This is a genomic window from Pseudaminobacter soli (ex Li et al. 2025) (assembly GCF_003012705.1).
Lineage (GTDB): Bacteria > Pseudomonadota > Alphaproteobacteria > Rhizobiales > Rhizobiaceae > Pseudaminobacter > Pseudaminobacter soli.
The window spans coordinates 83306-104782 of record NZ_PXYL01000013.1 but is presented as its reverse complement, the minus strand read 5'-3'; the positions used below and the strand labels follow the sequence as shown (position 1 = coordinate 104782).

Here is a 21477-nt window from a genome sequence, read left to right as displayed (position 1 = left end):
CCGGGAGTTATTTGCCTCCTATCACGCGTTTCGTTGAACAGCGATGCCTTAAGGTCGGTTCAATCGAGATTCTGCGTTTTGGGGCAGGCCAATGGTGTACGGATGCGCAGTCCAAGCTGTAAAGTTGTCCACTGTCTCCTGGCTCTGTCGCAACGACTGAATGAGACCGCAAAGAGGACCTCATGCGAGGTCAATCACGCGGCGAAGGTATCGAACTGTTCGGCCAGCGATGGTTTCGGATTAAAGCCCTGACGCGGGGTTTCCGAACTGCAGAGTTCAACCATTAGCAAATAGCGTCAGCCCGAGGTAATCGGCCACGACGGCTACAAGGGTAACTCCAGCCCAAAAGGCGACAAAGCCGGTAATGGCCCAAGTCCAACGACGAGCTTGAAACAGGTATATTGCCAATCCGAGCGGAGGTAACAGGGCGGTTGCGAGGCTAGCCGCTCTGCTTCGCGAGAAGCCATGCGCCTCAGCGTCCTCTATCTGCCACCAAGCTATCAGGCAGACGATGCCGACGATCTGGATGAGATCGTTCAAGGATAGCGGCGGGGGATTCAGTCCCCAAAAGTACCTATCGATCAGAATTCCGGCCGCGACAAAGGCAAGAAGACCCGTGTAGATCGTCTCTCGCTTCTTCATCTGTCGTCAGCCGCCTTTCGTGAAATACACTCGAAGGAAACCACAGGTGGCGTTCACCGACAAGGAGAGGTTGCGCTGCTGTGGAATCCCCGATGCAGAAGCGTAGCAAGGGACCGCGTTCAGTTCGCCAGAGCGTTGATCAATGTTTTGTGCTGCGGCCTGGCGGCCGCCCCCACCATTTCGCGGGTCGCGAAATTCTACGGCAGCTTCAACGGGAGAACATCCATCTGGAGGTGGAGGCCACAGGTTCGAATCCTGTCGGATGCGCCATTTCCATCAAAGACTGCGAAACACCCGACTTTTTCGTCTTCTTCCCGGCGACAGGCCGCTCGATCACGCCCCTTGAGCGTATGCTCGAGGCGTTCAAACCATGCTCTGGCACACCGGCAGGAAGCGACTAGCGTATTCGAAGTCCATCGTCTTCAATGTTCCGGTCAGCCCGCCATTGGTGGCAATCCACTGCCTTACCCAGGAAGGGTACTTGCGCATCAGAAAATGCGTGGCTGCCGCGACAGTTTCCGGAGACCCCGCGGATGGCCTGTGAAACCGAAAGTAGGCGCCGGGCTGCACACAGAGTTTGGCGCGCGGCAACCCCAAATACATCGTGCAAGCTGAATCACAGCGGCCTGCAACGCGCACTCGCTTATCGCTACGGGCAAGTCGTTCAACTGTCATTGCGTAAGCAACAACATAGCCACCGCTGTCGTTCTTAACTACGATTTCATTTTTTAACGCACGCGAAATGATGTTGCTCCTGAGCGTACTTGTAAGAGGCTCAGAGATTGCTGAGCAACATCCGATAGCGACCAGCAAAACCGCTACAATAACACGTATCATAATTCCCCCAAACAACTTGAGTTATTGGGCGAAATACTCATGTGAGTTAATTAACTTATCGATAAATGAGAAAATCCAATTGATCAGATATGCCATTTCGACAAGTAGCGCGCGATATATACTTAACGCGCATTATCAAATGTCGGTCCAATTTTACCCATCTCCGGCCCGACACCTTACCATATGTTCTCAGAAAGAACGCCATTAAGGTTACTGCAATATCTGGGCAGCGCTTGCGACAATACCAGTAGACTTTCCGGTTAATAAGGTGTTAACGAGAAGGTGTGTGGGTACATTCTATAGGCTGCGGCGAGGAGTAATCTCCGCGCAGCTCAGATTGATAGGGGTATATTATGTCCAAAATCGGCTTGACTGCCGGAATGGGAGCGTTTGCGGCTGCGATAATGTATGGCGCGACGGTGATCGTGCCGATCCATGCTTTAGCGAATACGGTAAAGCCGGGTGAGCCGAGCCAGGAACAGCTTGCAAGTCTGTGCGCTTCAATCCTTGATTCCGGTTCCGCACAAGCACTCGCGCGTTTCCAACAGCAGTTTCCAAACGCAGATACCATCTGCAATGCGACAGCGTCGACTACTGTCGCTGCTAACCCGTCTTCAGGCGGTGGCGATCACAGCAACAACGGCAACGCAAATCGCAACGCCAACGGCAATGCCAACGGCAACGCCAACGGCAACGCCAACGGCAATGCCAACGGCAACGCCAACGGCAATGCCAACGGCAACGCCAACGGCAACGCCAACGGCAATGCCAACGGCAATGCCAACGGCAATGCCAACGGCAATGCCAACGGCAATGCCAACGGCAACGCCAACGGCAACGCCAACGGCAACGCCAACGGCAACGCCAACGGCAACGCCAACGGCAACGCCAACGGCAACGCCAACGGCAACGCCAACGGCAACGCCAACGGCAACGCCAACGGCAATGCCAACGGCAACGCCAACGGCAACGCCAACGGCAACGCCAACGGCAATGCCAACGGCAATGCCAACGGCAACGCCAACGGCAATGCCAACGGCAACGCCAACGGCAATGCCAACGGCAACGCCAACGGCAACGCCAACGGCAATGCCAACGGCAACGCCAACGGCAATGCCAACGGCAATGCCAACGGCAACGCCAACGGCAATGCCAACGGCAACGCCAACGGCAACGCCAACGGCAACGCCAACGGCAACGCCAACGGCAAATAAGGTGGAGTGGCGCTACACCGAAACGGTGTAGCGCCGTCACGCTCATGCTTTCGAGCCGCCAGAAACGTCTGGGCGCTTTCTTCCAAATCGGAATGTGAGAGAGCTAATGCGATCAATTTCCTCCACGGCGTTGGCGCGAGGGCGACCGGTGCGCACTAACGCAAGGCGACAGGCCGTTCTGCTGGTTGGCTTCCTCAGCCTTCTGCTTCTCTTTGCTTCTGTGCTGACAAACTCCCTTTCCCGGTCCCCGAACATATGTGGCGCCGAAAAGTTCGGAGAGCGGGTCATATGGGGACGCTGGTCCTCGGAGGCGTCCGCGCCGGTCGATCTCGTCGATAAGGCGTCCTGTTCCTGAGAGAGCGTCATGGGTATGCTGCAATCCACACTCGGTGTATCCGCACCGAGCGAGCGGGCCGTCGCGCGTCCCGCGAGCGACAGTTCGCCGGTCACGGTCGGCGCGGGGCTGCTTGCGGTCGCCTTTACATGGTGGCTGTGCGGGCCTTGGGCGATCTCGCCCCTCTACACCTTGGCGCTGTTTGTCGGCGTCCCGGCGCTCGCGATGATCGTCGTAGACGTCGCCGTCGTTCGGGTCCATCGGCGGGCGAGCACCGGTCTCGATTTCAGCCGCTTTTGCCGAGGCGAAACAACGCTGTCGCGCGTCGCCATCAAGGTCCTGTCATTCTATGTAGTCTGGGCCGGCATCGCCCTCGTCTACTGGCTGCTCAAGGAATATGCCCCGTATCGCAGCGGCTACATGCTGACCCTCGCAATTGGGCTCGCCACGGCAGCGGCGGTGCTGACGCCGGTCTATGTCGCGCTCGTCGACCGGCTCCAGGTCGATCCCCACGACGAGGCCTGGCATTTCGGGCAATGGCTGCTGGGACGTCCGCACGATGCCCATCTGGCCCGCATTCATGTCCTGGCGACGGGGCTGCGGGCCTTTTTCCTGCCATTCCTGCTCGGCTCGATCTCGGAACTCTACTTGAACTCGGAAGCGATCGGCTTCGCCGAGGCGAGCCAATCCGCCCACCGGATGCTCTACTACTATCTCGATAAACTGTGGCTGCTCGATTCCATTTTCAGCAGCATCGGCTATCTCATTGCCTCACGACTGCTCGACACCCACATCCGGGACGTCTATCGGCGACCCACGTCGTGGCTCGTAACCTGTGTGTGCTATGCGCCCTACAACACTGTCTTTTTTACCGGCACAGGCTTCTACCAGGTCCGCTACTGGGACTCGGTGATGGCGGTCGACGGCTTGGCTGGCCTCGTCTGGATGACGCTCATCGCAATTACCTGCACGATCTATGTCGGAGCCAACATCTCATTCGGCCTTCGCTTCGCGAATCTGAGCAAGCGCGGCATCATCACGACTGGCCCCTACGCGCTAATGAAACACCCGGCTTATTTCTTCAAAAACATAAGCTGGTGGCTGATGTATGTGCCGTTTGCCGTCATCGGCAGTCCGCTTGAGGCGGTTCGAGCCAGTCTCCTGATGGCACTGGCAAGCGGCGTCTACTATCTGCGCGCGCGCCACGAGGAGATCGAGCTTGCTGCCGATCCGAAATACCAGGACTACTGCGAGTATATCCGCCGCCACGGTCTGCTGGCCCGCCTGCGGCGAGCGGGAAGGGGTTGGCGTGCCGGCAATGGCGACACCATTTCCGGCAAGGAAATAGAGTCCGTCGTAGGCCCCTATCTGGAAGAAGCGCATGCGCTTTTGAAACGAAAAGACAGCATCCGCACAGAGGCGGAATCGCTGGAAGAAGCCCGACAGCGCCCGGATGCAGACTTGGCGGATATCAAAGAGCGGTGACATAGCCAATGGCTAGGGCCTGACCCGCAATAGCGTACAGCCGCGAACCCACCGTGGCGCGTCTGGGAGGCGATGAATTCGCCATCATCCTGCGGTGTGTGCGAATCGCCATGATCGATACAAACGAAATCCGCGCGCCAATCCTGAAGCCCCACTAACGAATCTCTCATTCGTCCACTCAAAGGAGAGTCCCTTGGCGCAGGTCTCCGACGCGATGACCGGTCTTCTCGAGAGTTCTTCGGCTTCGTGAAGCGAACCTCGGAGACTGATCTCAGTCAAGCCGGGGCGACATCACTGATCGGCAGAAGCGCAGGCTCCGGACCACCTCATAGGGGCAGGCCAGTCGAGCGTGCCGGGCTTGCAGGAAAACAGCTCGATCATGAAGGGGAAGCTCTGGTCCGAAGGCTTGTGGAAGCGGTAGAATTCCTTTTCCCCGGTGCTGCGAAAAAATCCTAAGAAAAAATTCCTGTCCTGTTCTCTTCTCCCATCCCGTTGATCGGCCTTGCAGAATCCCGTCGCGGGGCCGGTCAAAGGCGACTTCATGGTCGGAAACGCCCTTTGGGGTGGATTGACTCGTCGACACGCCAGGAACAAAAAAGGAACATATCAGCTTGAAGAGCCGCTGGAAACCCGAGAAGGGAGTGCCATTTCTGTCGTGTCGAAGCCTGCCCTTAATCCTGTGCTTGCCGAGCTTCGAGCGCGCATCGGTCAGCTCGAAGGCGGCGCGGCTCGCACCCAATCCGTGCTGCCGTTTGCGGTTCCGGAGATGGACCGTGCGTTGCCGGGCGGCGGGCTCGCCTTTGGCGCGTTGCACGAGATCGCCGGCGGCGGGGGCGGGACGGTCGACGGCGCGGCAGCCGCGCTGTTCGTGGCCGGCATCGCCGCCCGGACGCGGGGCAAGGTGCTCTGGTGCATGACCCGCCCCGACCTGTTCTTTCCGGCGATCTCGCAGGCGGGACTTCATCCCGACCGTGTCGTCTGGTGCGAGAGTGACAAGGAGGAAGAGGTTCTGTCGGCGATGGAGGCGGGGCTGTCGTTCGGCGGCCTCTCGGCGGTGGTCGGCGAACTGGTCCGTCTGCCGATGAACGCGTCGCGGCGCCTGCAGTTGGCGGCGGAGAAGAGCGGCAGCATGGGCATCGTGCTGCGACGGTGGCGCCGACAGAGCGAGGCGTCGGACTATGGACAGCCGACGGCCTCGGCGACGCGGTGGCGCATCAGCACCCTGCCGTCGGAACGGTTGCCGGTGGCGGGCGTCGGGAGGGCCCGGTGGCTGGCGGAACTGATGCGCGTCAAGGCGGGCGAGTGCGCCGAGTTCGAAATTGGAGCCCCCGATGCCAAGGGTCGTGTCTGTCTACTTCCCGTTTCTGGCGGTCGACCGGATCAGGCGGCGCACTTGCGACGCCTTGCCGGCTGACAAGCCTCTGGTGGTGATCGCCCGCAGTGGCTCGAAGCGCTGGATATCCGCTGCGGACCCGACTGCGCTCAAGCTGGGTCTGAGAGTGGGCATGCCTGCCAGCAAGGCGCAGGCCATGGTCGCTGATCTCCTGGTTATCGACGCGGGGCCGACCGACGACGCGTCGGCGCTGTGGCGGTTGGCGCTTTGGACGCTGCGCCACTACAGCCCTGTCGTTGCGGTGGACGGCGTCGACGGTCTGGTCATGGACACCGACGGGGCAGACCACCTTCACGGCGGCGAGGAGCTTCTCCTGTCCGGTCTCGTCAATCGGATGCGCAGCCACGGTCTGACGGCGCGGGCGGCCATCGCTGACACCTGGGGCGCGGCGCATGCGCTCGCCCGGCTACGGGCAGCGGAGACAACCATCGTGCCCGGGGGCGACGTTACCAAGGCGGTCATCGATCTGCCCATCGTCGCCCTGCGGCTTGCTGCGGAGACCATCCAGGGTCTGCGGGTGCTCGGCATCGACACGGTCGGCCAGCTCGCGGCCATGCCACGCGCGCCGCTGGCGCTGCGGTTCGGTCCGGAACCGGCCCGCCGCCTCGACCAGATGTTCGGCCGGGTCGCCGAGCCGATCGAGCCGATCCGAACCCCGGACCTTGTGGAGGTTTCGAAGAACTTCGCCGAGCCCATCGGTGCGCCGGAAACCATCGCCAGATACGTCCACCGGCTGGTCGAGCAGCTCGCCGCCCGGCTCGCGCAAGAAGGCCTCGGCGCGCTGCGTTGCGACCTCATCATCCATCGCGTCGACAACACGCGCCAGCATCTGCGCGCCGGCCTCGCCAAGCCGGTCCGCGATCCGGCGCGCCTGTCGAAACTGCTCTGCGACCGCATCGAGAGCATCGCGCCGGGCTTCGGCATCGAGAAGCTGGCCGTCGTCGCCATCTTGACCGAGCCGCTGGCGGAGAGGCAGGTCGCGTCCTCGCTGATCGAGGAAGCCGTCGCCGACATCACACCGCTCGTCGATATTCTTGGCAATCGCGGCCATCGGCTCTTCCGGGTCGCACCCGTCGCCTCCGATGTGCCGGAACGGTCGGTCCGACGCATCTCAGCCGCGGCGCCGGACATCGGGCAGGCCTGGGCCGCCAAGTGGCCGCGGCCGTCGCGCCTCCTCGCCAACCCCGAGCGCATCGAGGTCATTGCGCTGCTTCCGGATCAACCGCCTGCGGTCTTCACCTGGCGCGGCAAGCGACGCAAGGTCATGCGCGCCGACGGGCCGGAACGCATCTTTGGCGAATGGTGGCTGCGCCCGCGCGAATTTCAGGCGGTGCGGGACTATTTCGTCGTCGAGGACGAGCTAGGCGAGCGTTACTGGGTCTACCGCGCCGGCGATGGGGTCGACCCGGAAACCGGCTCACATCTCTGGTTCCTGCATGGGGTGTTCGGATGATGCGCTATGCCGAGCTGCAGATCACGACGCACTTCTCCTTTCTGCGCGGCGCGTCGAGCGCCGACGAGCTGTTCGCCACCGCGGCCGCGCTCGGCATCGACACGCTCGGCGTTGTTGACCGCAATAGCCTCGCCGGTATCGTGCGCGCCTGGGAGGCGGCCAAGGCCACCGACGTGCGGCTGGTGGTCGGTTGCCGCCTCGATCTGACGGACGGCATGTCGATCCTCGTCTACCCCATGGACCGCTCGGCCTATGCGCGCCTGACCCGGCTGCTGTCCCTTGGCAAGGCCCGTGGCGGCAAGGGCAATTGCCTGCTCGAATTCGCGGACCTTGCCGAACACGCCGCCGGGATGATCGGAGTGCTCGTGCCCGATGAGGCCGACGAGGCGTGTGGCGTGCAGCTTCGCAAGCTGGCCGAGCTGTTCGGCGACCGCGCCTATGTCAGCCTATGCCTGCGCCGGCGGCCGAACGATCGCCTGCGCCTGCACGGCATCGCCAGCCTGGCCGCCCGGTTCAAAGTCAGAACGATCGTCACCAACGATGTGCTGTTCCATGAACCCGGCCGGCGGCAGCTTCAGGATGTCGTGACCTGCATCCGTACCCGCACCACCATGGACGATGTCGGTTTCGACCGCGAGCGCCACGCCGACCGCTACCTGAAGGCGCCAGAGGAGATGCAGCGGCTCTTCGCCGACTATCCCGAAGCGCTTGCCCGCACGCGCGAGATCATCGAGCGGTGCAGCTTCGATCTCGCCGAGCTGCAATACCAGTATCCAGAAGAGGCGATCGTGCCGGGCCTCGATGCGCAGCAGTCGCTGGTCAAGTTCACCTGGGAGGGCGCCGCTGGCCGCTATCCCGAGGGTGTGCCGGAGAAGGTGCGAAAGGCCTTGCTGCATGAGCTGGAACTGATCCGCGTCATGAACTACGCGCCCTATTTCCTGACGGTCTATTCGATCGTGCGGTTTGCACGGTCGAGGGGCATCCTGTGTCAGGGCAGGGGCTCGGCCGCAAACTCGGCCGTCTGCTACTGCCTGGGCGTGACCTCCATCGATCCGGAGACGAACGACCTGTTGTTCGAGCGTTTCGTCTCCCGGGAACGCGACGAGCCGCCGGATATCGACGTCGATTTCGAACACGAGCGCCGCGAGGAGGTTATTCAGTGGATTTATGACACCTACGGCCGGAGCAAGGCCGCGCTCTGTTCGACAGTGACCCGCTACCGCGCCAAGGGCGCGCTGCGCGACGTCGGCAAGGCGCTCGGCCTGCCGGAGGACATGATCGGGCAGTTGGTCTCGGGGGTGTGGGGCTGGTCGGAAGCGGTGTCCGAACGCCAGCTCCAGGAGAACAACCTCAATGTCGCCGACTATCGGCTGAAGCTGACGCTGGAGCTGGCGCAGCAGCTCATGGGCGCGCCGCGCCATCTCGGCCAGCACCCGGGCGGCTTCGTCCTCACCCATGACCGGCTCGACGATCTCGTGCCGATCGAGCCGGCGCGTATGGACGACCGCCAGGTCATCGAATGGGACAAGGATGACATCGAGGCTTTGAAGTTCATGAAGGTCGACGTGCTGGCGCTTGGCATGCTCACCTGCATGTCGAAGGCCTTCGCGCTGATGGCCGAGCACAAGGGCGATGTTCGCGACCTTGCTTCCATTCCGGCAGAAGACCCTAAGACCTACGCGATGATCCGCAAGGCCGATACGCTCGGCACCTTCCAGATCGAAAGCCGCGCGCAGATGTCGATGCTGCCACGCCTGAAGCCGCGCACCTTCTACGACCTCGTCATCCAGGTTGCCATCGTCCGGCCCGGCCCGATCCAGGGCGACATGGTGCATCCCTATCTTCGACGGCGGGAAGGAAAGGAGCCCGTCAACTACCCGACGCCGGAACTGGAGGCGGTGTTGTCGAAGACCCTCGGCATCCCGCTGTTCCAGGAGAGCGCCATGAAGGTGGCGATGGTCTGCGCCGGTTTCACCGGCGGCGAGGCCGACCAGCTCCGCAAATCCATGGCGACCTTTAAGTTCACCGGCGGAGTCTCGAAGTTCAAGGACAAGCTCGTCTCCGGCATGGTCAAGAACGGCTATTCGGTAGAGTTCGCCGAGCGCACCTTCAGCCAGCTCGAGGGCTTCGGCTCTTACGGCTTTCCGGAAAGCCACGCCGCCAGCTTCGCCCTCATCGCTTACGCCTCCAACTGGGTGAAGTGCCATCACCCGGACGCCTTCTGCGCCGCACTCCTGAACTCGCAGCCGATGGGCTTCTATGCGCCGGCGCAGATCGTGCGCGATGCCTGTCAGCATGGTGTCGAGGTGCGGCCGGTCTGCGTGAACGCCTCACGTTGGGACTGCACGCTCGAGGATGCGGGCGAGGGCGGCATGAAGGCGGTCCGCCTCGGTATGCGGCTGGTGAAGGGGCTCGCCACCGCGGACGCCGCCCGGATCGTCGCGGCCCGCGCCGACGAGCCGTTTGCCTCGGCCGACGATCTCTGGCGGCGGTCCGGGGTGCCGACGGCGGCGCTGGTGAAGCTCGCCGAGGCCGACGCGTTTTGCCCGGCGCTGAGGCTTCAGCGTCGCGACGCGCTGTGGGCGATCAAGGCGCTGCGCGACGAGCCGCTGGCGCTTTGGGCGGCCGCTGCCGCACGCGAAGCCCGCCAGGTCGCGGAAGTGCAGGAGCCGGAAGTTGCCTTGCCGTCGATGCGGGCCGGGCATGAGGTCGTCGAAGACTACGCCCATGTCGGCCTGACACTACGCCAACATCCGGTCGCGTTCCTGCGCCAGGACCTGCAGCGACGGCGCGTCGTCACCTGCGCCGAGGCAATGGCCGCACGCGATGGTCGCTGGCTGATGACGGGCGGCCTTGTCCTCGTTCGCCAACGGCCGGGATCGGCGAAGGGGGTGATGTTCATGACGCTTGAGGACGAAACCGGCATCGTCAACGCGGTCGTCTGGCCAAAGCTGTTCGAACGGCAGCGTCGGCTCGTGCTGTCGAGCGCGTTGTTGGCGATCAACGGCAAGATCCAGCGGGAAGGCGATGTCGTTCATCTCGTCGCCCAGCGGCTGTTCGACCTGTCGGAAGACCTCGGCCGGCTCGGCGAGCGGGATGCTCAGTTTCCGCTGCCGCATGGGCGCGGCGACGAATTCGCGCGCGGCAATGGCGCGCCCGATCCCCGCGAGCGGCCGCAAGCGGTCGCGCCAGCGCGGGACATCTTCATACCCGACCTGCATATCGATCGGCTCAAGGTGAAAAGTCGGAATTTTCATTGAGCCGTGGCCGCAGTGCCTGACGGCTTCGCGCCGATAGCTGCGATGATCAGGAGGTTGTTGGCTTTGTGCCCTCCCCCCGCGATGATATGCCGGTGATCAGTACCGCAATGACACCTGTCAGGAAAACGGCATCGAAGGTTCCCGCTCCACCGAGCGATAAGATGGGAGCACCGAGATCGGCGAGCTTCCCATAATTCAGCAAATCCCCCCCGATCAACGCGCCCAGCGACCCGGCGATGTAAGCAAGCGGTGCGGCGCTCTGGCGTGACAGCAGCAGGGCCAAAACGGTCGCTACTATCGCCGGGATGAATACCGGTACGGCTATCCCCATCCCCGGAATGGCGGACGAGAACCAGTAACAGATCGCAGCCACCACGGCCGTCGCCAACAGCCCTGCCGACCAGAGCTGCCATCGAATGAGTAGGAACACCGACATGACCACCGGAATGATCGCTCCGCCCACATTTATCGCAAGAACGGTGCCGCCCCAGTCGGTTGCTGGCGGGATTGGGTAGCGCATGCCGAAGAACTCGACCATTTGATCCGCCATGACGGAATTCGTCGAAATCACCGTGACGGGAATGTTGATGAAGCTTCCGATCAAGGAACCGATCAGCAAAAACATGGCTTGGGCCGGGGTCAGGCCCAGTTGCAGGTAAGCGCGCCTTATCAGGCAAAAAGCCAATACAAGGAAACAAACCGCAACGAGCACGAAGAAGAATACGGGCGCGACCGGAAGGTAGAAAAACTGAGCGATTTGCATTGGAGCCTCGGCGACAAAGCCTCGTGAGTGGGCTCCGCCAATATTCACGCAGAACGCGAAGAGACACAACACCGCGTCCCGCCAGCTCGAACCCACGCAAGGGATACTGAGCCATGCGCATTGTTATCGCTCTCGACGGCCAGGCCGTGAACCCATAAAGTGCGCGCCGTCGGTCAGGCATTGGTGCTGACCTCGATCACTGTCATCACGACGGCCGGCATTGCGTCCAGCGAGGCAGGCGCGGCTTCCGGCCTGACGAACATGCTGCGCAATCTCGGCGGCGCGGTGGGCACGGCCACGCTGGCGACAGTGTTGACCAAGCGCGAGCAGTTCCATTCGAACATCATCGGCCAGTCCGTCACGGTCTATCGGGATGAGGTACGCGACAGGATCGGCCAGTTCACGCAGTACTTCATGGACCACGGCGTGACCGACCCTGCCGTCGCGCAGCACAAGGCGATTGCCGCGATCGGCGCGAGCGTCCGTCGCCAGGCGCTGGTCCTGGGCTTCAGCGACACATTCGCCGTGATCGGCACAGTGCTTGCGCTCGCCGCCATTGCGCTGCTCTTTACCAAGAAGATCCAGGTCGGTGGTGGAGGCGCAAGCGCCCATTGATCAGCCGGACCGTGGCCTGTGTCGAAACGAGATGGATCAAAGAGGCAGCAATGAGCAACCCCGCACCGACTGATGGTCTCTGTCTCGACGACCTTCATGTCGGACAGCGCTTCAAGAGCGCGACCCACACGATCGACGAGGCGCAGATCAAGGCGTTCGCCACCCAGTTCGATCCGCAGCTCTTCCACACCGACGAGGAGAGAGCCACAAGAGCCTGGCCGAGAGCGGATAGCCCACCGCCGCCATTACCACGCGCCTACCTGCCGCTGGCAGGTGGACTGATCGGGCGGAGGAGAGATCACCTGGCCAGTCCCGACGTCGCTCACCACGTGCTGTATGTCGCCAGGGCGCCTATATTATCGGGGAAACCTAGAACTCGAGGAGATTGTCATGAATGTCGCAAGTGAACGCGCAGTGCTTGCCGGTGGCTGCTTCTGGGGAATGCAGGACCTGATCCGGCGCTATCCTGGTGTGATCTCGACCCGCGTCGGCTACACCGGCGGGCGCGTGCGCAATGCCACCTATCGCAACCATGATGGCCATGCCGAGGCAATCGAGATCGTATTCGATCCGACCAGGACCAGCTACCGCGACCTCCTGGAGCTTTTTTTCCAGATTCACGATCCGACGACGCGCAATCGCCAAGGCAATGATGTTGGCACGAGTTACCGCTCGGCAATCTTCTATCTGAACGACGAGCAGAAGCGCGTCGCGGAAGAGACGATTGCCGACGTCGATGCCTCGGGACTGTGGCCAGGCAAGGTTGTCACCGAGGTGACACCGGCGAGCGATTTCTGGGAAGCCGAGCCGGAGCATCAGGACTATCTCGAGCGCTATCCCAACGGCTACACCTGCCATTTCCCGCGACCGAATTGGAAGCTGCCAAAGCGCGAGGAGGCCCGTCGCGTCTGATAGGCGATCGGTCACAGCGTTGCTGGTCGATCTTCCCAAGAACCCGTGTCGAAGCCGATGCGTGTTCTTGCCATATTGTTTCCCTGATCGCGCAAGCAGTGGCGAGTGAGAGGCAAGTGGAAACGCGGTTCTGGGCCTGCGCTTGAGTTGGGGCGATTCGAAAAGCGCAAGATTCCTTTGCTTGGGCGTTGCCACGGTGTACCGCGGCATTCATTGCCCAGGCGACATGCCCGTCGTCTCACCCGAGGCGGCGGCATTTCTTCTTCCAGCGCATCTAAGTCTCGATGCCGAAGCCGACCGACAATCCCGGTTGTTGGGTACCGCGAGCGAGGAATCGTCAGGCAGTCGTCCGCTTGCGCGCCAATGCCATGAGCGTCCAGCCCAGTCCCATCCGTTCCTTAAGCCTATCAACCGTGTTGCCCATTAGGGTGCGAATTAGCCAATTCAGCTTATGGGAGTTGACTAGTCGCATCACGCCGCGATTGACCCTTGGCGACACCGAAAAGATCTCTTGCACCTCGAACTCCGTTTCAAGCAATTCTTTCAGTTCGTGTCGGTCTACACAGCGACGAAGTTGCCCTGGCGCAGGTGATGGAATGTTATTGAACTTCTCAAGAACGAACCGGTTCTGCGTTGCCATTTCGCCTTTTGCCGCTAGATGGATGGCGCTGTGAGGGCTAACAAAAAAAGCCCCGGCAGAAGCCGGGGCAGCAGAGAACCGAATTAGGTATCTTTCTTCGTGACCATCTTCCTGCTGGATGGCTCGAACTTGACCATCAACGCAAACGAAACGGTAAACCTATCCCCTCCGACCTCGGGACCTTATGCAGGCATCACCATCTTTCAGGGACGGGACAATACTCAGGAACTGAAGATCAACGGTGGCGCGGCATCCAAGCTTAGTGGCTTCGTCTACGCACCGAACGCCCACATCTTCTTTGCCGGAAACTCCGCCTCCGGTTCTTCCGACTGCCTTCGCCTGGTCGGTGACACCATCGAGATGACCGGAAGCTCGGCCATCCAGTCCGATTGCAAGGCGCAGCTTGGCGGGCGAACGATGACTGCAGGCCGATACTTGGCGCTGGTTCAGTAAGGGTGCCAACCAGCGTTCACGGTCACCGCCTCAAACGAGGCTGGCGTCGCTTCTCGCCAGCCTCATTGCCTCGCTCGCAAACTGCCTCGGAACACCCTGCTCCTTAAGCCAGGCGCCGAAGTGGCCACGCGGTAGCTCGGCCTTCTTGTCGAGCAGCTGGTGGCCGATAGCGGCCTTCTCTGCGTCGGTCCGATGGATGCCCATTCGGAACGTCGCCGGCGTCGCTGGTCCATCCCATTGTTCCCGCAACTGATCGATCTGGGCGCGATCGTCCGTGATCCGCAGATAGGCCCGGTGGACGGCCATGCGCAGTTCCTGGGGCAACCGGTTGAATTCAGCCAAGGTACGGCCACATGCGCAGCCCGCCCGGAAGATATCCGCATCGGCGTCGCTTCGCTTGGCGAAGTCGGCTTCAAGGCGACGGTGTACGATGTGTCCTTTGTCGGCGCGCTGGAGCGCATTGCGCTCGGCTTGCCGACTGGTGAGCAGATCGTTGCGGCCTTGCATCCCGATACGGCCGCGGTGATGCCCGGACAGCTGTTGGGCTGCAGGATCGCGCTGTCCGCTATCGATGTCCTTCCCGCCTCCAGACTTCTCCAAATCGCAACTGACGGGTCGACCCGGCCTGTTCAACCCGCTGGACAAGAAATGCCCATTGCCCTTCGTCCCGTAACGGTTCCCGATTTCGGCCTGCCGCTGGAACAGCCGGCCATACCGGCCGCATACGCCGATTAGAAAGGGTTCCGACGAGGCCATCCCATCCGGGGCGCATTATCAGGTCGACATTAGCCCGGCGCCGCTGCCGGAAGGTTCGGCGCTGGTTTGCATCGACAGCATCGCGTTTGCCGACACCGCATTACGCGAAGAATTGAGCAGTCGGCACCCGGCGGTCCATGCTCGCGTGCAGGCGCGACGTGCATTCATGCGCAACGAGATTGGCGTCGATATTGCCGAGAGCGTCTTGCCGCTTTCGTCGGCGCCGCTCTGTCTCCCGCCGTTTTGGCTCACACCAGAAATGCTGCTGACAGAAGACTAGCGGCCGGCTGGTGGAAGCAAGGGCCTAGGCTTCACGGAGCGCCATACCGGCCTTCGAAAAGAAATCGTCGCATCGTCTGATCCGCCTGTCCAACCACCCACCGATTGCTAAGCCTACAGACGCGCCGATCAAAACGAAGCGGCGTTGAGCTCGGCAACGAAGTAGTTCGCCAGGCCTGGTCTGAACGCGGCCTGCCTTCTCCCCGGATGACAGCAGAATGGCATCCGGCTCGACGACACTGCCGCTCGGGAGCGGCAGTGTTCCAACCAATAGGAGGACTCTTGGCGCAGTTCGTGTTTTCGTAGTCAGTGACTGCCGAGCGCTTTTTCTCTTCTCTTGCGAGTTGGCTAACGGCCTTGTCGGCTATTGGAAGAAGGCGCGTCCTTGCTGTGTGCCGCCAGCTTCCTGATGAAATCCTGCATGATGGAATTGCGGTTTATCGATCCGACATAGCGCATCAAATGGCGCGAACGGTCGGTGCTATAGCGCATCTCATTGGTCAGCACAGGTGTCGGCATCGGTACGCTGGGCGCCCAGTCGGGATCCAGCGCCCAGCCCACGGCACCCATGTCCCATATTTCCTTCGCCCAGCCAATGTGGTCGTCGGCGTAGCCCTTAAAGCGCATGGCAAGAAACTTACCGATTTCCCCGAACGGTTCGACATAGCGTTCGATCTCCGGCACCGTGCTATGGAGGATGGACGTGACGCCCTCGCAAGGAACCAGCACCAGAGGCACTCCGCAATCGAAGAGAACCTGGGTCCCGCCCACATCCTGCTGGAGGTTGAATTCCACCTGATGCTGCCAGTCGATCGCATGCCCGCCCAGCCAGACGACCACGATGCGATCGATGATGTCGGGCGCCGCCAGCAGCGCCGACGCGACATTGCTGATGGCGCCGATGGCGATGACATAGAGCGGGTTAGCCGGCGAACCCTTGCGCGCTCGCGCGACGAGATCGTCGATGGCGGGTGCCTTCACGGCGATCTTGTCAGGCCCGACATAGTTCGTGGCGCCACGATGAACGAGACCCTGATGCGGAATGCCGAGGCGCTCGAGAAGCGCGAGGATTTCCTGGTAGCTTAGTTCCATGCCCCGACCGGGATCGGAGCAGGTTTCGTTCATGAAGGGGGCGGCATAGATCGCCTCGACCTCCATTCGCTCCGGCGACAAAAGCGCGTGCACGAGCGCGAACTGGTCGTCGATTTCATTATAGGTATCGGTATCGATCACCACTCGAAGCTTGCCCTTGCGCGGCGTCAGCAATGCCAGTCGGTCGCATTCGGATAAATGCACTTTGCTTTCCTTCATTTGTCTTGGTCAGGCGTTGCGCAGCGCTCGGCGGCGGCGCGCAGCATGCGGTCGAGATTGATGGCGGTGAGGCAGAAGACGATACCGGCGGTGATGCCCAGGCCCGCATCGGCCTTGCCAAGCGAGATATAGATCTGCTGGCCAAGCTCGGCTGTGCCGACGGTGGCTGCGATCGGCAGCATGGTGATCGCGGCCATCACGGTCTGGTTGAGACCCAGAAGCAGCGCCGGACGCGCCAGCGGAACTTGTACGAGCAGGTTGCTCTGCGCCGGCGTACAGCCGAGTTGCCTTGCCGTTTCGAGAATGGTTGCTGGAACGGCCCTCAAGCCGGCTTCGGTGTAGCGGATGGCCGGCACGATCGCATAAAGCGATATGGCGATCAGACCTGCGAACTCGCCAACCTTGAAGAACATCAGCGCCGGAATCAGAAAGACGAACTGCGGCATGGTCTGGAGGGCGTCGTTGATCGGCCGCAGGCCGGCGGAAAGCCAGCTGTTGTGTGCCGCGAGCATGCCCAGAAGGCCGCCGACCAGCGCGCAGAGCGCGACCGAAACGCCGACGAGATAGAGCGACTTCACGAACGGTATCCAGAGTCCGCTCAACAGCGCGAACCCAAGGCTCGCACCGGCAAAGAACGCGAATTTCGGCCCAGAAACACGCAACGCACACCACATCACGAGCAGGATTGCTGCGGGCCATGGGAACCCGACCAGGCCAATGAAGAGCAAGATTGCCAGGGACAGCGTGCCGGCCGCGCCGCCCGGGTTGCCTTTCGCCCATTGGCGGATTGCGAGAAGCAACGCCACGGCGGCATAGAAGGCCGTGACCGGCGGTGTCATCGCAAAGCCCCAGGTGGTGGGAAGCACCGCGCCTGAAAGCCCAAGCCGCAAAGGCAGCACGAGATAATAGAGGATGCCGCTCTTGAGCGCGTCCAGTATGTGGCCGTAACGGCCGACGAAACCGAGCACGGCGCTGTTGACTACGCTGAGGTCGATCACACCCCTTGTCTCGTTCAGGCCTTGCACGAGATCCGGGGCGGCCCACCGCGAAAGCGCGCCCATGCCGAGAATGGCTGCAGCGGCAAGCAGAACCGGGGCCGTTCCCCAGCGCATATGCCAACCGTTCTGTGCGCGTCGCCCTGCGAAAATTCCCGCGGTAATCCGATCCGTGATGATCGAAATCAGCACGATCACGAGACCGGAGAGCAAGCTCTTGCCCAAGTCGGCCTGACGAAGCCCGCTGAGGACCGCCCAGCCGATGTCATCGAAGCCGCCGATGATCGAGGCGGTGATGACCATGCTGAGTGCGGCCATCGTCGTCTGGTTGATGCCGATCATCATCATCGGCTTCGCGCTCGGCAATTCGACCCAGAGCAGACGCTGCAATGGGGTGCACCCGGTCATGTCTCCGACCTCAACGAGTTCTCGCGGAACCTGGGTGAGGCCGCTCAGCATGCAGCGCGCCATCGGCGGTATGGCATAGATGGCGGTGGCAACCAGGCCTGCAATGGGCCCGAAACCGAACAGCAGGAGCAGCGGGATCAGATAGGCGAAGGCCGGGAAGGTCTGCATAAAGTCGAACAGCAGTTCGATTGGGCGTCGGACCCATGGCAGCAGGAAGGCACCGAGGCCCAGCAGGAAGCCGCCCAGCACCGAGATCGGCACCGCAAGGATCACGAGCGAGAGGGTCGCCATGCTTTGGCGCCAGAAGCCGGCAAGGACGATATAGGACAGCGCGCAAAGGCAAAGCGCGAGAAGGCGTAGCCCGCCGGCCTTGAACCCGATCAGCATGACGGCGAGCACTACCGCGGGCCATGGCAGGAATTGCAGGGTGGCGACCAGTGAGCCGAGCATCGTGCCGAGCGCATGGCTGACCGTGGACGTTAGCGGCAGGATGTTGGGAATGATCGAGTTCAGGATCACGTTGATCCCGGCCGCGACAGGCAGTGTCCAGTCGTCCGGAAACTGTGCAATCCAGTTCCACTTGGCGCCCGCCACGACGCAAAGAAGGATCGCGCCGGGAACGGCAAGCGCGCGAATGGCCGCTGGCGAAAACAAGTTCGCGATGTGAGACTTCATGACCGCCTAGTCCCGGCCTTGCCTGGCAAGTTCGGCGATTTCCGCCGCGGTGACCTGGCCGACGATCGCCCCGGCTTCGTCCTGCACGCCGACCAAGGGGGTACCGTTCAGGACAAGCGGCACGATTTCCTCAAGCACTGCGGAGCCTGAAACGACGTGAGCCGGCGACGTGTCCGCCGCCAGTGGCCTCATAACGTCGGCCGCCTTGATGACCCTCAAGGTGGGAATGTCTCGCAGGAATTCGGCGATATAGGCATTGGCGGGCGCGAGCGCGATCTCAGCCGGCGTTCCCATCTGGACGATCGACCCATGCCGCATGATTGCGATGCGATCGGCCAGCCTGAAGGCCTCCTGGACATCGTGCGTGACGAAAACGATGGTCTTGCGCAGCATTTTCTGCAGGCGGATGAACTCGTCCTGCATCTGCCTGCGGATCAGCGGATCGAGCGCCGAAAACGGCTCATCCAGGAACCAGATCTGCGGTCCGACGGCCAGGGATCTGGCAATGCCCACGCGCTGCTGCTGGCCGCCCGAGAGCTGGCTCGGAAAGTGCCCCTCCAGTCCTCGCAAGCCCACAAGCTCGATCATCTCCCGCGCTCGGGCGTAACGCTTGCTCGCCTCAATGCCCTGCACGCGAAGCGGAAACGCGACATTGTCGAGTACGGTGAGGTGCGGCAGCAGACCGAAGTTCTGAAACACCATGCCCATGGCGTGGCGGCGAAGCTCGACCATGCGGTGGCGGCTTGCGGCAAGCAGATCCTCGCCGTCCAGCAACACCTTGCCGCTGGTCGGCTCTATGAGCCGTGTAAGGCATCGCAGCAGCGTCGATTTCCCGGAGCCGGACAGCCCCATGAGCACGAATATTTCCGCCTCGTGCACCTCCAGGCTGGCACCGGCAACTGCCGCGACGTGTCCGCTCCCCGCGAGTTCGGACCGCAGTCGATCCTTGTCCTCGACAAGGGGCATGGCCGCGGCCATCGCATCCCGGGGACGCGCCCCATAGAGTTTCCATAAATCTCGGCAGGCGAGTTTAACTTGCCGCGGCGAAGCGAGCGAGGGCGCTGAACTCATCGGAATTTCCCGTCACAGATCGACAATTGAAGAGGGCTTATTTCTTCGCGTCTTCGATCCAGGGGTTCCATTTCGCAGCATTGTCGGCCACCCACCGGCTGACGACGCTGCCGATTTCCCTGTGGTTCTGGTCGATCTCCATCATCATCACCTGCTGATCTTCCGCGCTCAGCTGGTATTGCTTCATGAAGGAGTAGGCGGCCGGCCATTTGTCGCCGAAGCCCGCGCGGACGACCTTGATGACGGGCGAAGGCAGAACGCAGCGCGCGCCATCGTTTGGATCACAAGGAGGCATCTCAACCCAGTTGAGTTTTGCCTGCGCAAGCAGCCAGTGCGGTGCCCAGAAGCGTAGAAGGAGCGGCTTCTCGGCAGCGATGGCAGACTGCAACTCTGCCACCAAGGCTCCCTCCGACCCGGCCGGCACGGCAGTGAGCGGCAGCTTGAAATCCTCGATCTCATTGGCGGAGGCGGTTCCCCAATCGGCCGGGTAGTCGACAAGACGGCCATTCGGCAGCGTCTCGGCCGTTGCCAGGGCTGCAGCGCAAGACGGCTCCAGCAGCGCCTTCCAATCGGGCAGGCCGGGGCAGATGGCAAGGGTCGCGTCGGTGTAGGCCCAGCCGTCACGGGCGTTGAGCCCGAGGTCGCCCACCGGCTCGACCTTCTTTTCCGCCAGAAGCTTCGGATAGATGTCGCCGAGATTGTTTGTCCACAGTTCCGGCGTCATGTCGAGCGAGCCGTCTTGCATCCCGATCCATTGGGGGAAACTGCCGGCGGTCACGTATTGGACCCGGTAGCCGAGCTTTTCCAGAAGCTGTCCTGCGACGCGAGCAGTGATGTTCTGTCCGGTCCATTCATTAAGCGCGATCTTGATCGGCTCGGAACTGTCGCCCAGGGGAGCCGACAGGGCGGCCGCACAAGGCCAGCTGAGCAATGCGGTGACGCTCAAGCCTGCGGCCAGGTAGATCGATCGGACACGGCGCATGTCATTCTCCTCCTATGACTTCTGCCCAGTTCGCGGTGACCTATATTCCAAACCGTCCAGCCGGTCCATAACAAAAACCGTCCGGTCGGTCGGAAAAATTGTTGCAATCCTGGGTTTTTCGGGGAAGGGTCGGATAGAGGCGGAGTCTTATGAATCAATGATGGCCGAAAAGCCGGTACGCAAAAGAAGAAAGAGCGGCGACGAGATCAGGACGACGATCGTCAATGCGGCAACGCGGATCGTCATGGAGCAGGGCGCCGCGCGCATGACGCTGGCCGACGTCGCCAAGGCCGCGGGCATCAGCAAGGGCGGGCTGCTGCACTATTTTGCCTCGAAGGATGCCTTGATCCGCGCAATGATCACGGCCGGCCTCGATTCATTCGAGGAAAAGACCACGGCAATGATTGCGAGCGACCCGACGCCAGGTTCCTATCTGCGCGCCTACATCACCACCAGTTTTCCTGCCGAGCGGGCCGATGACATAGCGGCTGCGATGATCGCTGGAATTGCCACCGATCCAGACCTTCTGGCCGACTATGCCGTCGAAAGCACGAAGTGGTCCGATCGATTGAGAGACGACGGATTGGATTATCTGCACGCCGAAGTCATCAGGCTTGCAGTCGATGGGCTCTACTTCAACGAGGCGATCGGCTTACCGCCACTTAGCCTCCCCGATCGCGCGGAGTTCTTGAAACGGCTTATTGCGATGACCCGCGTTTCAGCGGAGGTCCAGCGCTAGGCCGGCTCTCGAAGCGCTACATGATAATGAACTTGGCGGCCAGGCCATAAAGCTGCAGCGCAATGGTCACCAGCAGCGTGGCCGAGATGGGCACACCAAAGGGGACGACCCGCTGGCGGTCCAGGTGTTGATATAGGCGCGGAATGCAGGCAACGGCAGCAACATCGCCACGTCCAACCGCGATGCGCAAGCAGGCCGACCTGCTTTGAAAGGGGCCGAATACCAATTCGTTCCGGAAGTCAGTCTAGTTGAGCTCCGGC

The 21477-nt window shown here is 61.8% G+C and carries 21 protein-coding genes and 1 pseudogene; 11 read left to right on the top strand and 11 right to left on the bottom strand.

What is annotated here, in order from left to right; translation table 11 throughout:
- Nucleotides 1–276: 276 nt before the first annotated feature.
- Together C7I85_RS22005 and C7I85_RS32055 are read right to left on the bottom strand one after the other, a co-directional pair.
- Entirely contained in the window at nt 277–642 is a 366-nt protein-coding gene (locus C7I85_RS22005; RefSeq protein ID WP_106726168.1) for a hypothetical protein, read from the bottom strand.
- A 363-nt stretch (nt 643–1005) separates the two neighbouring features.
- Nucleotides 1006–1131, bottom strand: a complete 126-nt coding sequence (locus tag C7I85_RS32055; protein ID WP_280954411.1) for a hypothetical protein — start codon at nt 1129–1131, stop codon at nt 1006–1008.
- Between the two features lie 701 nt (nt 1132–1832).
- On the opposite strand from C7I85_RS32055, the gene C7I85_RS31060 reads away from it, so the two are divergent.
- Together C7I85_RS31060 and C7I85_RS21990 are read left to right on the top strand one after the other, a co-directional pair.
- Nucleotides 1833–2693, top strand: a complete 861-nt coding sequence (locus C7I85_RS31060; RefSeq protein WP_181257269.1) for a hypothetical protein — start codon at nt 1833–1835, stop codon at nt 2691–2693.
- 364 nt (nt 2694–3057) lie between these two features.
- The gene (locus C7I85_RS21990; protein WP_106726167.1) at nt 3058–4512 is read left to right on the top strand and encodes an isoprenylcysteine carboxylmethyltransferase family protein; all 1455 of its coding nucleotides are present in this window, start codon (nt 3058–3060) and stop codon (nt 4510–4512) included.
- A gap of 291 nt (nt 4513–4803) precedes the next feature.
- Here the strand turns inward: C7I85_RS21990 and C7I85_RS21985 are convergent, their stop codons facing one another.
- Nucleotides 4804–5055, bottom strand: coding sequence for a hypothetical protein (locus tag C7I85_RS21985; protein WP_146148914.1), 252 nt, complete (start codon nt 5053–5055; stop codon nt 4804–4806).
- A 112-nt stretch (nt 5056–5167) separates the two neighbouring features.
- Here C7I85_RS21985 and C7I85_RS21980 point away from each other — a divergent pair, with 112 nt between their 5' ends.
- Genes C7I85_RS21980 through C7I85_RS21970 form a run of 3 tightly spaced genes read left to right on the top strand, consistent with a single transcriptional unit; the run spans nt 5168 to nt 10618 of the window.
- Nucleotides 5168–5926: an ImuA family protein gene (locus C7I85_RS21980; protein WP_106726165.1), complete on the top strand. Its 759-nt coding sequence runs from the start codon at nt 5168–5170 to the stop codon at nt 5924–5926.
- Entirely contained in the window at nt 5844–7358 is a 1515-nt protein-coding gene (locus tag C7I85_RS21975; RefSeq protein WP_181257267.1) for a Y-family DNA polymerase, read from the top strand. The genes C7I85_RS21980 and C7I85_RS21975 overlap by 83 nt, the downstream gene beginning before the upstream one ends.
- Nucleotides 7358–10618, top strand: coding sequence for an error-prone DNA polymerase (locus tag C7I85_RS21970; protein WP_106726204.1), 3261 nt, complete (start codon nt 7358–7360; stop codon nt 10616–10618). The genes C7I85_RS21975 and C7I85_RS21970 overlap by 1 nt, the downstream gene beginning before the upstream one ends.
- A 46-nt stretch (nt 10619–10664) precedes the next feature.
- Here C7I85_RS21970 and C7I85_RS21965 read toward each other — a convergent pair whose 3' ends face one another.
- Nucleotides 10665–11381: a DUF1614 domain-containing protein gene (locus C7I85_RS21965; RefSeq protein WP_106726163.1), complete on the bottom strand. Its 717-nt coding sequence runs from the start codon at nt 11379–11381 to the stop codon at nt 10665–10667.
- A 159-nt stretch (nt 11382–11540) separates the two neighbouring features.
- On the opposite strand from C7I85_RS21965, the pseudogene C7I85_RS21960 reads away from it, so the two are divergent.
- The 3 genes and pseudogenes from C7I85_RS21960 to msrA form a co-directional block, all read left to right on the top strand.
- Nucleotides 11541–11996: pseudogene (locus C7I85_RS21960) on the top strand (EmrB/QacA family drug resistance transporter); the annotation flags it as partial.
- Nucleotides 11997–12046: 50 nt separating this feature from the next.
- Nucleotides 12047–12403, top strand: coding sequence for a hypothetical protein (locus tag C7I85_RS30595; RefSeq protein WP_146148913.1), 357 nt, complete (start codon nt 12047–12049; stop codon nt 12401–12403).
- Nucleotides 12387–12908, top strand: a complete 522-nt coding sequence (gene msrA / locus C7I85_RS21955; RefSeq protein WP_106726162.1) for a peptide-methionine (S)-S-oxide reductase MsrA — start codon at nt 12387–12389, stop codon at nt 12906–12908. The genes C7I85_RS30595 and msrA overlap by 17 nt, the downstream gene beginning before the upstream one ends.
- A gap of 337 nt (nt 12909–13245) precedes the next feature.
- On the opposite strand, the gene C7I85_RS21950 is transcribed toward msrA, so the two are convergent.
- A complete protein-coding gene (locus C7I85_RS21950; protein ID WP_106726161.1) occupies nt 13246–13548 on the bottom strand; it encodes a hypothetical protein in 303 nt (100 codons plus the stop codon).
- 99 nt (nt 13549–13647) lie between these two features.
- Between C7I85_RS21950 and C7I85_RS21945 the strand changes: the two genes are divergently transcribed.
- On the top strand, nt 13648–14001 hold the full coding sequence (locus C7I85_RS21945) for a hypothetical protein (protein ID WP_106726160.1): 354 nt from the start codon (nt 13648–13650) through the stop codon (nt 13999–14001).
- Nucleotides 14002–14031: 30 nt separating this feature from the next.
- On the opposite strand, the gene C7I85_RS31055 is transcribed toward C7I85_RS21945, so the two are convergent.
- Nucleotides 14032–14205 (bottom strand): hypothetical protein, encoded by a 174-nt coding sequence (locus C7I85_RS31055; protein WP_181257265.1) that lies wholly within the window; start codon nt 14203–14205, stop codon nt 14032–14034.
- A gap of 33 nt (nt 14206–14238) precedes the next feature.
- On the opposite strand from C7I85_RS31055, the gene C7I85_RS21940 reads away from it, so the two are divergent.
- Nucleotides 14239–14736: a TOBE domain-containing protein gene (locus tag C7I85_RS21940; RefSeq protein ID WP_245445044.1), complete on the top strand. Its 498-nt coding sequence runs from the start codon at nt 14239–14241 to the stop codon at nt 14734–14736.
- Between the two features lie 648 nt (nt 14737–15384).
- Here the strand turns inward: C7I85_RS21940 and C7I85_RS21935 are convergent.
- From C7I85_RS21935 to C7I85_RS21920, 4 genes are all read right to left on the bottom strand, one after another.
- Nucleotides 15385–16332, bottom strand: coding sequence for a nucleoside hydrolase (locus C7I85_RS21935; protein WP_106726202.1), 948 nt, complete (start codon nt 16330–16332; stop codon nt 15385–15387).
- An 11-nt stretch (nt 16333–16343) separates the two neighbouring features.
- On the bottom strand, nt 16344–18425 hold the full coding sequence (locus tag C7I85_RS21930) for an ABC transporter permease (RefSeq protein WP_106726159.1): 2082 nt from the start codon (nt 18423–18425) through the stop codon (nt 16344–16346).
- A gap of 6 nt (nt 18426–18431) precedes the next feature.
- Nucleotides 18432–19391 (bottom strand): quaternary amine ABC transporter ATP-binding protein, encoded by a 960-nt coding sequence (locus C7I85_RS21925; RefSeq protein ID WP_428832886.1) that lies wholly within the window; start codon nt 19389–19391, stop codon nt 18432–18434.
- 142 nt (nt 19392–19533) lie between these two features.
- A complete protein-coding gene (locus C7I85_RS21920) occupies nt 19534–20478 on the bottom strand; it encodes an ABC transporter substrate-binding protein (RefSeq protein ID WP_106726157.1) in 945 nt (314 codons plus the stop codon).
- Between the two features lie 157 nt (nt 20479–20635).
- Between C7I85_RS21920 and C7I85_RS21915 the strand changes: the two genes are divergently transcribed.
- The gene (locus C7I85_RS21915; protein WP_181257263.1) at nt 20636–21217 is read left to right on the top strand and encodes a TetR/AcrR family transcriptional regulator; all 582 of its coding nucleotides are present in this window, start codon (nt 20636–20638) and stop codon (nt 21215–21217) included.
- Nucleotides 21218–21233: 16 nt separating this feature from the next.
- Here C7I85_RS21915 and C7I85_RS31050 read toward each other — a convergent pair whose 3' ends face one another.
- Nucleotides 21234–21407, bottom strand: a complete 174-nt coding sequence (locus C7I85_RS31050; protein WP_181257262.1) for a hypothetical protein — start codon at nt 21405–21407, stop codon at nt 21234–21236.
- Between the last annotated feature and the right edge of the window lie 70 nt (nt 21408–21477).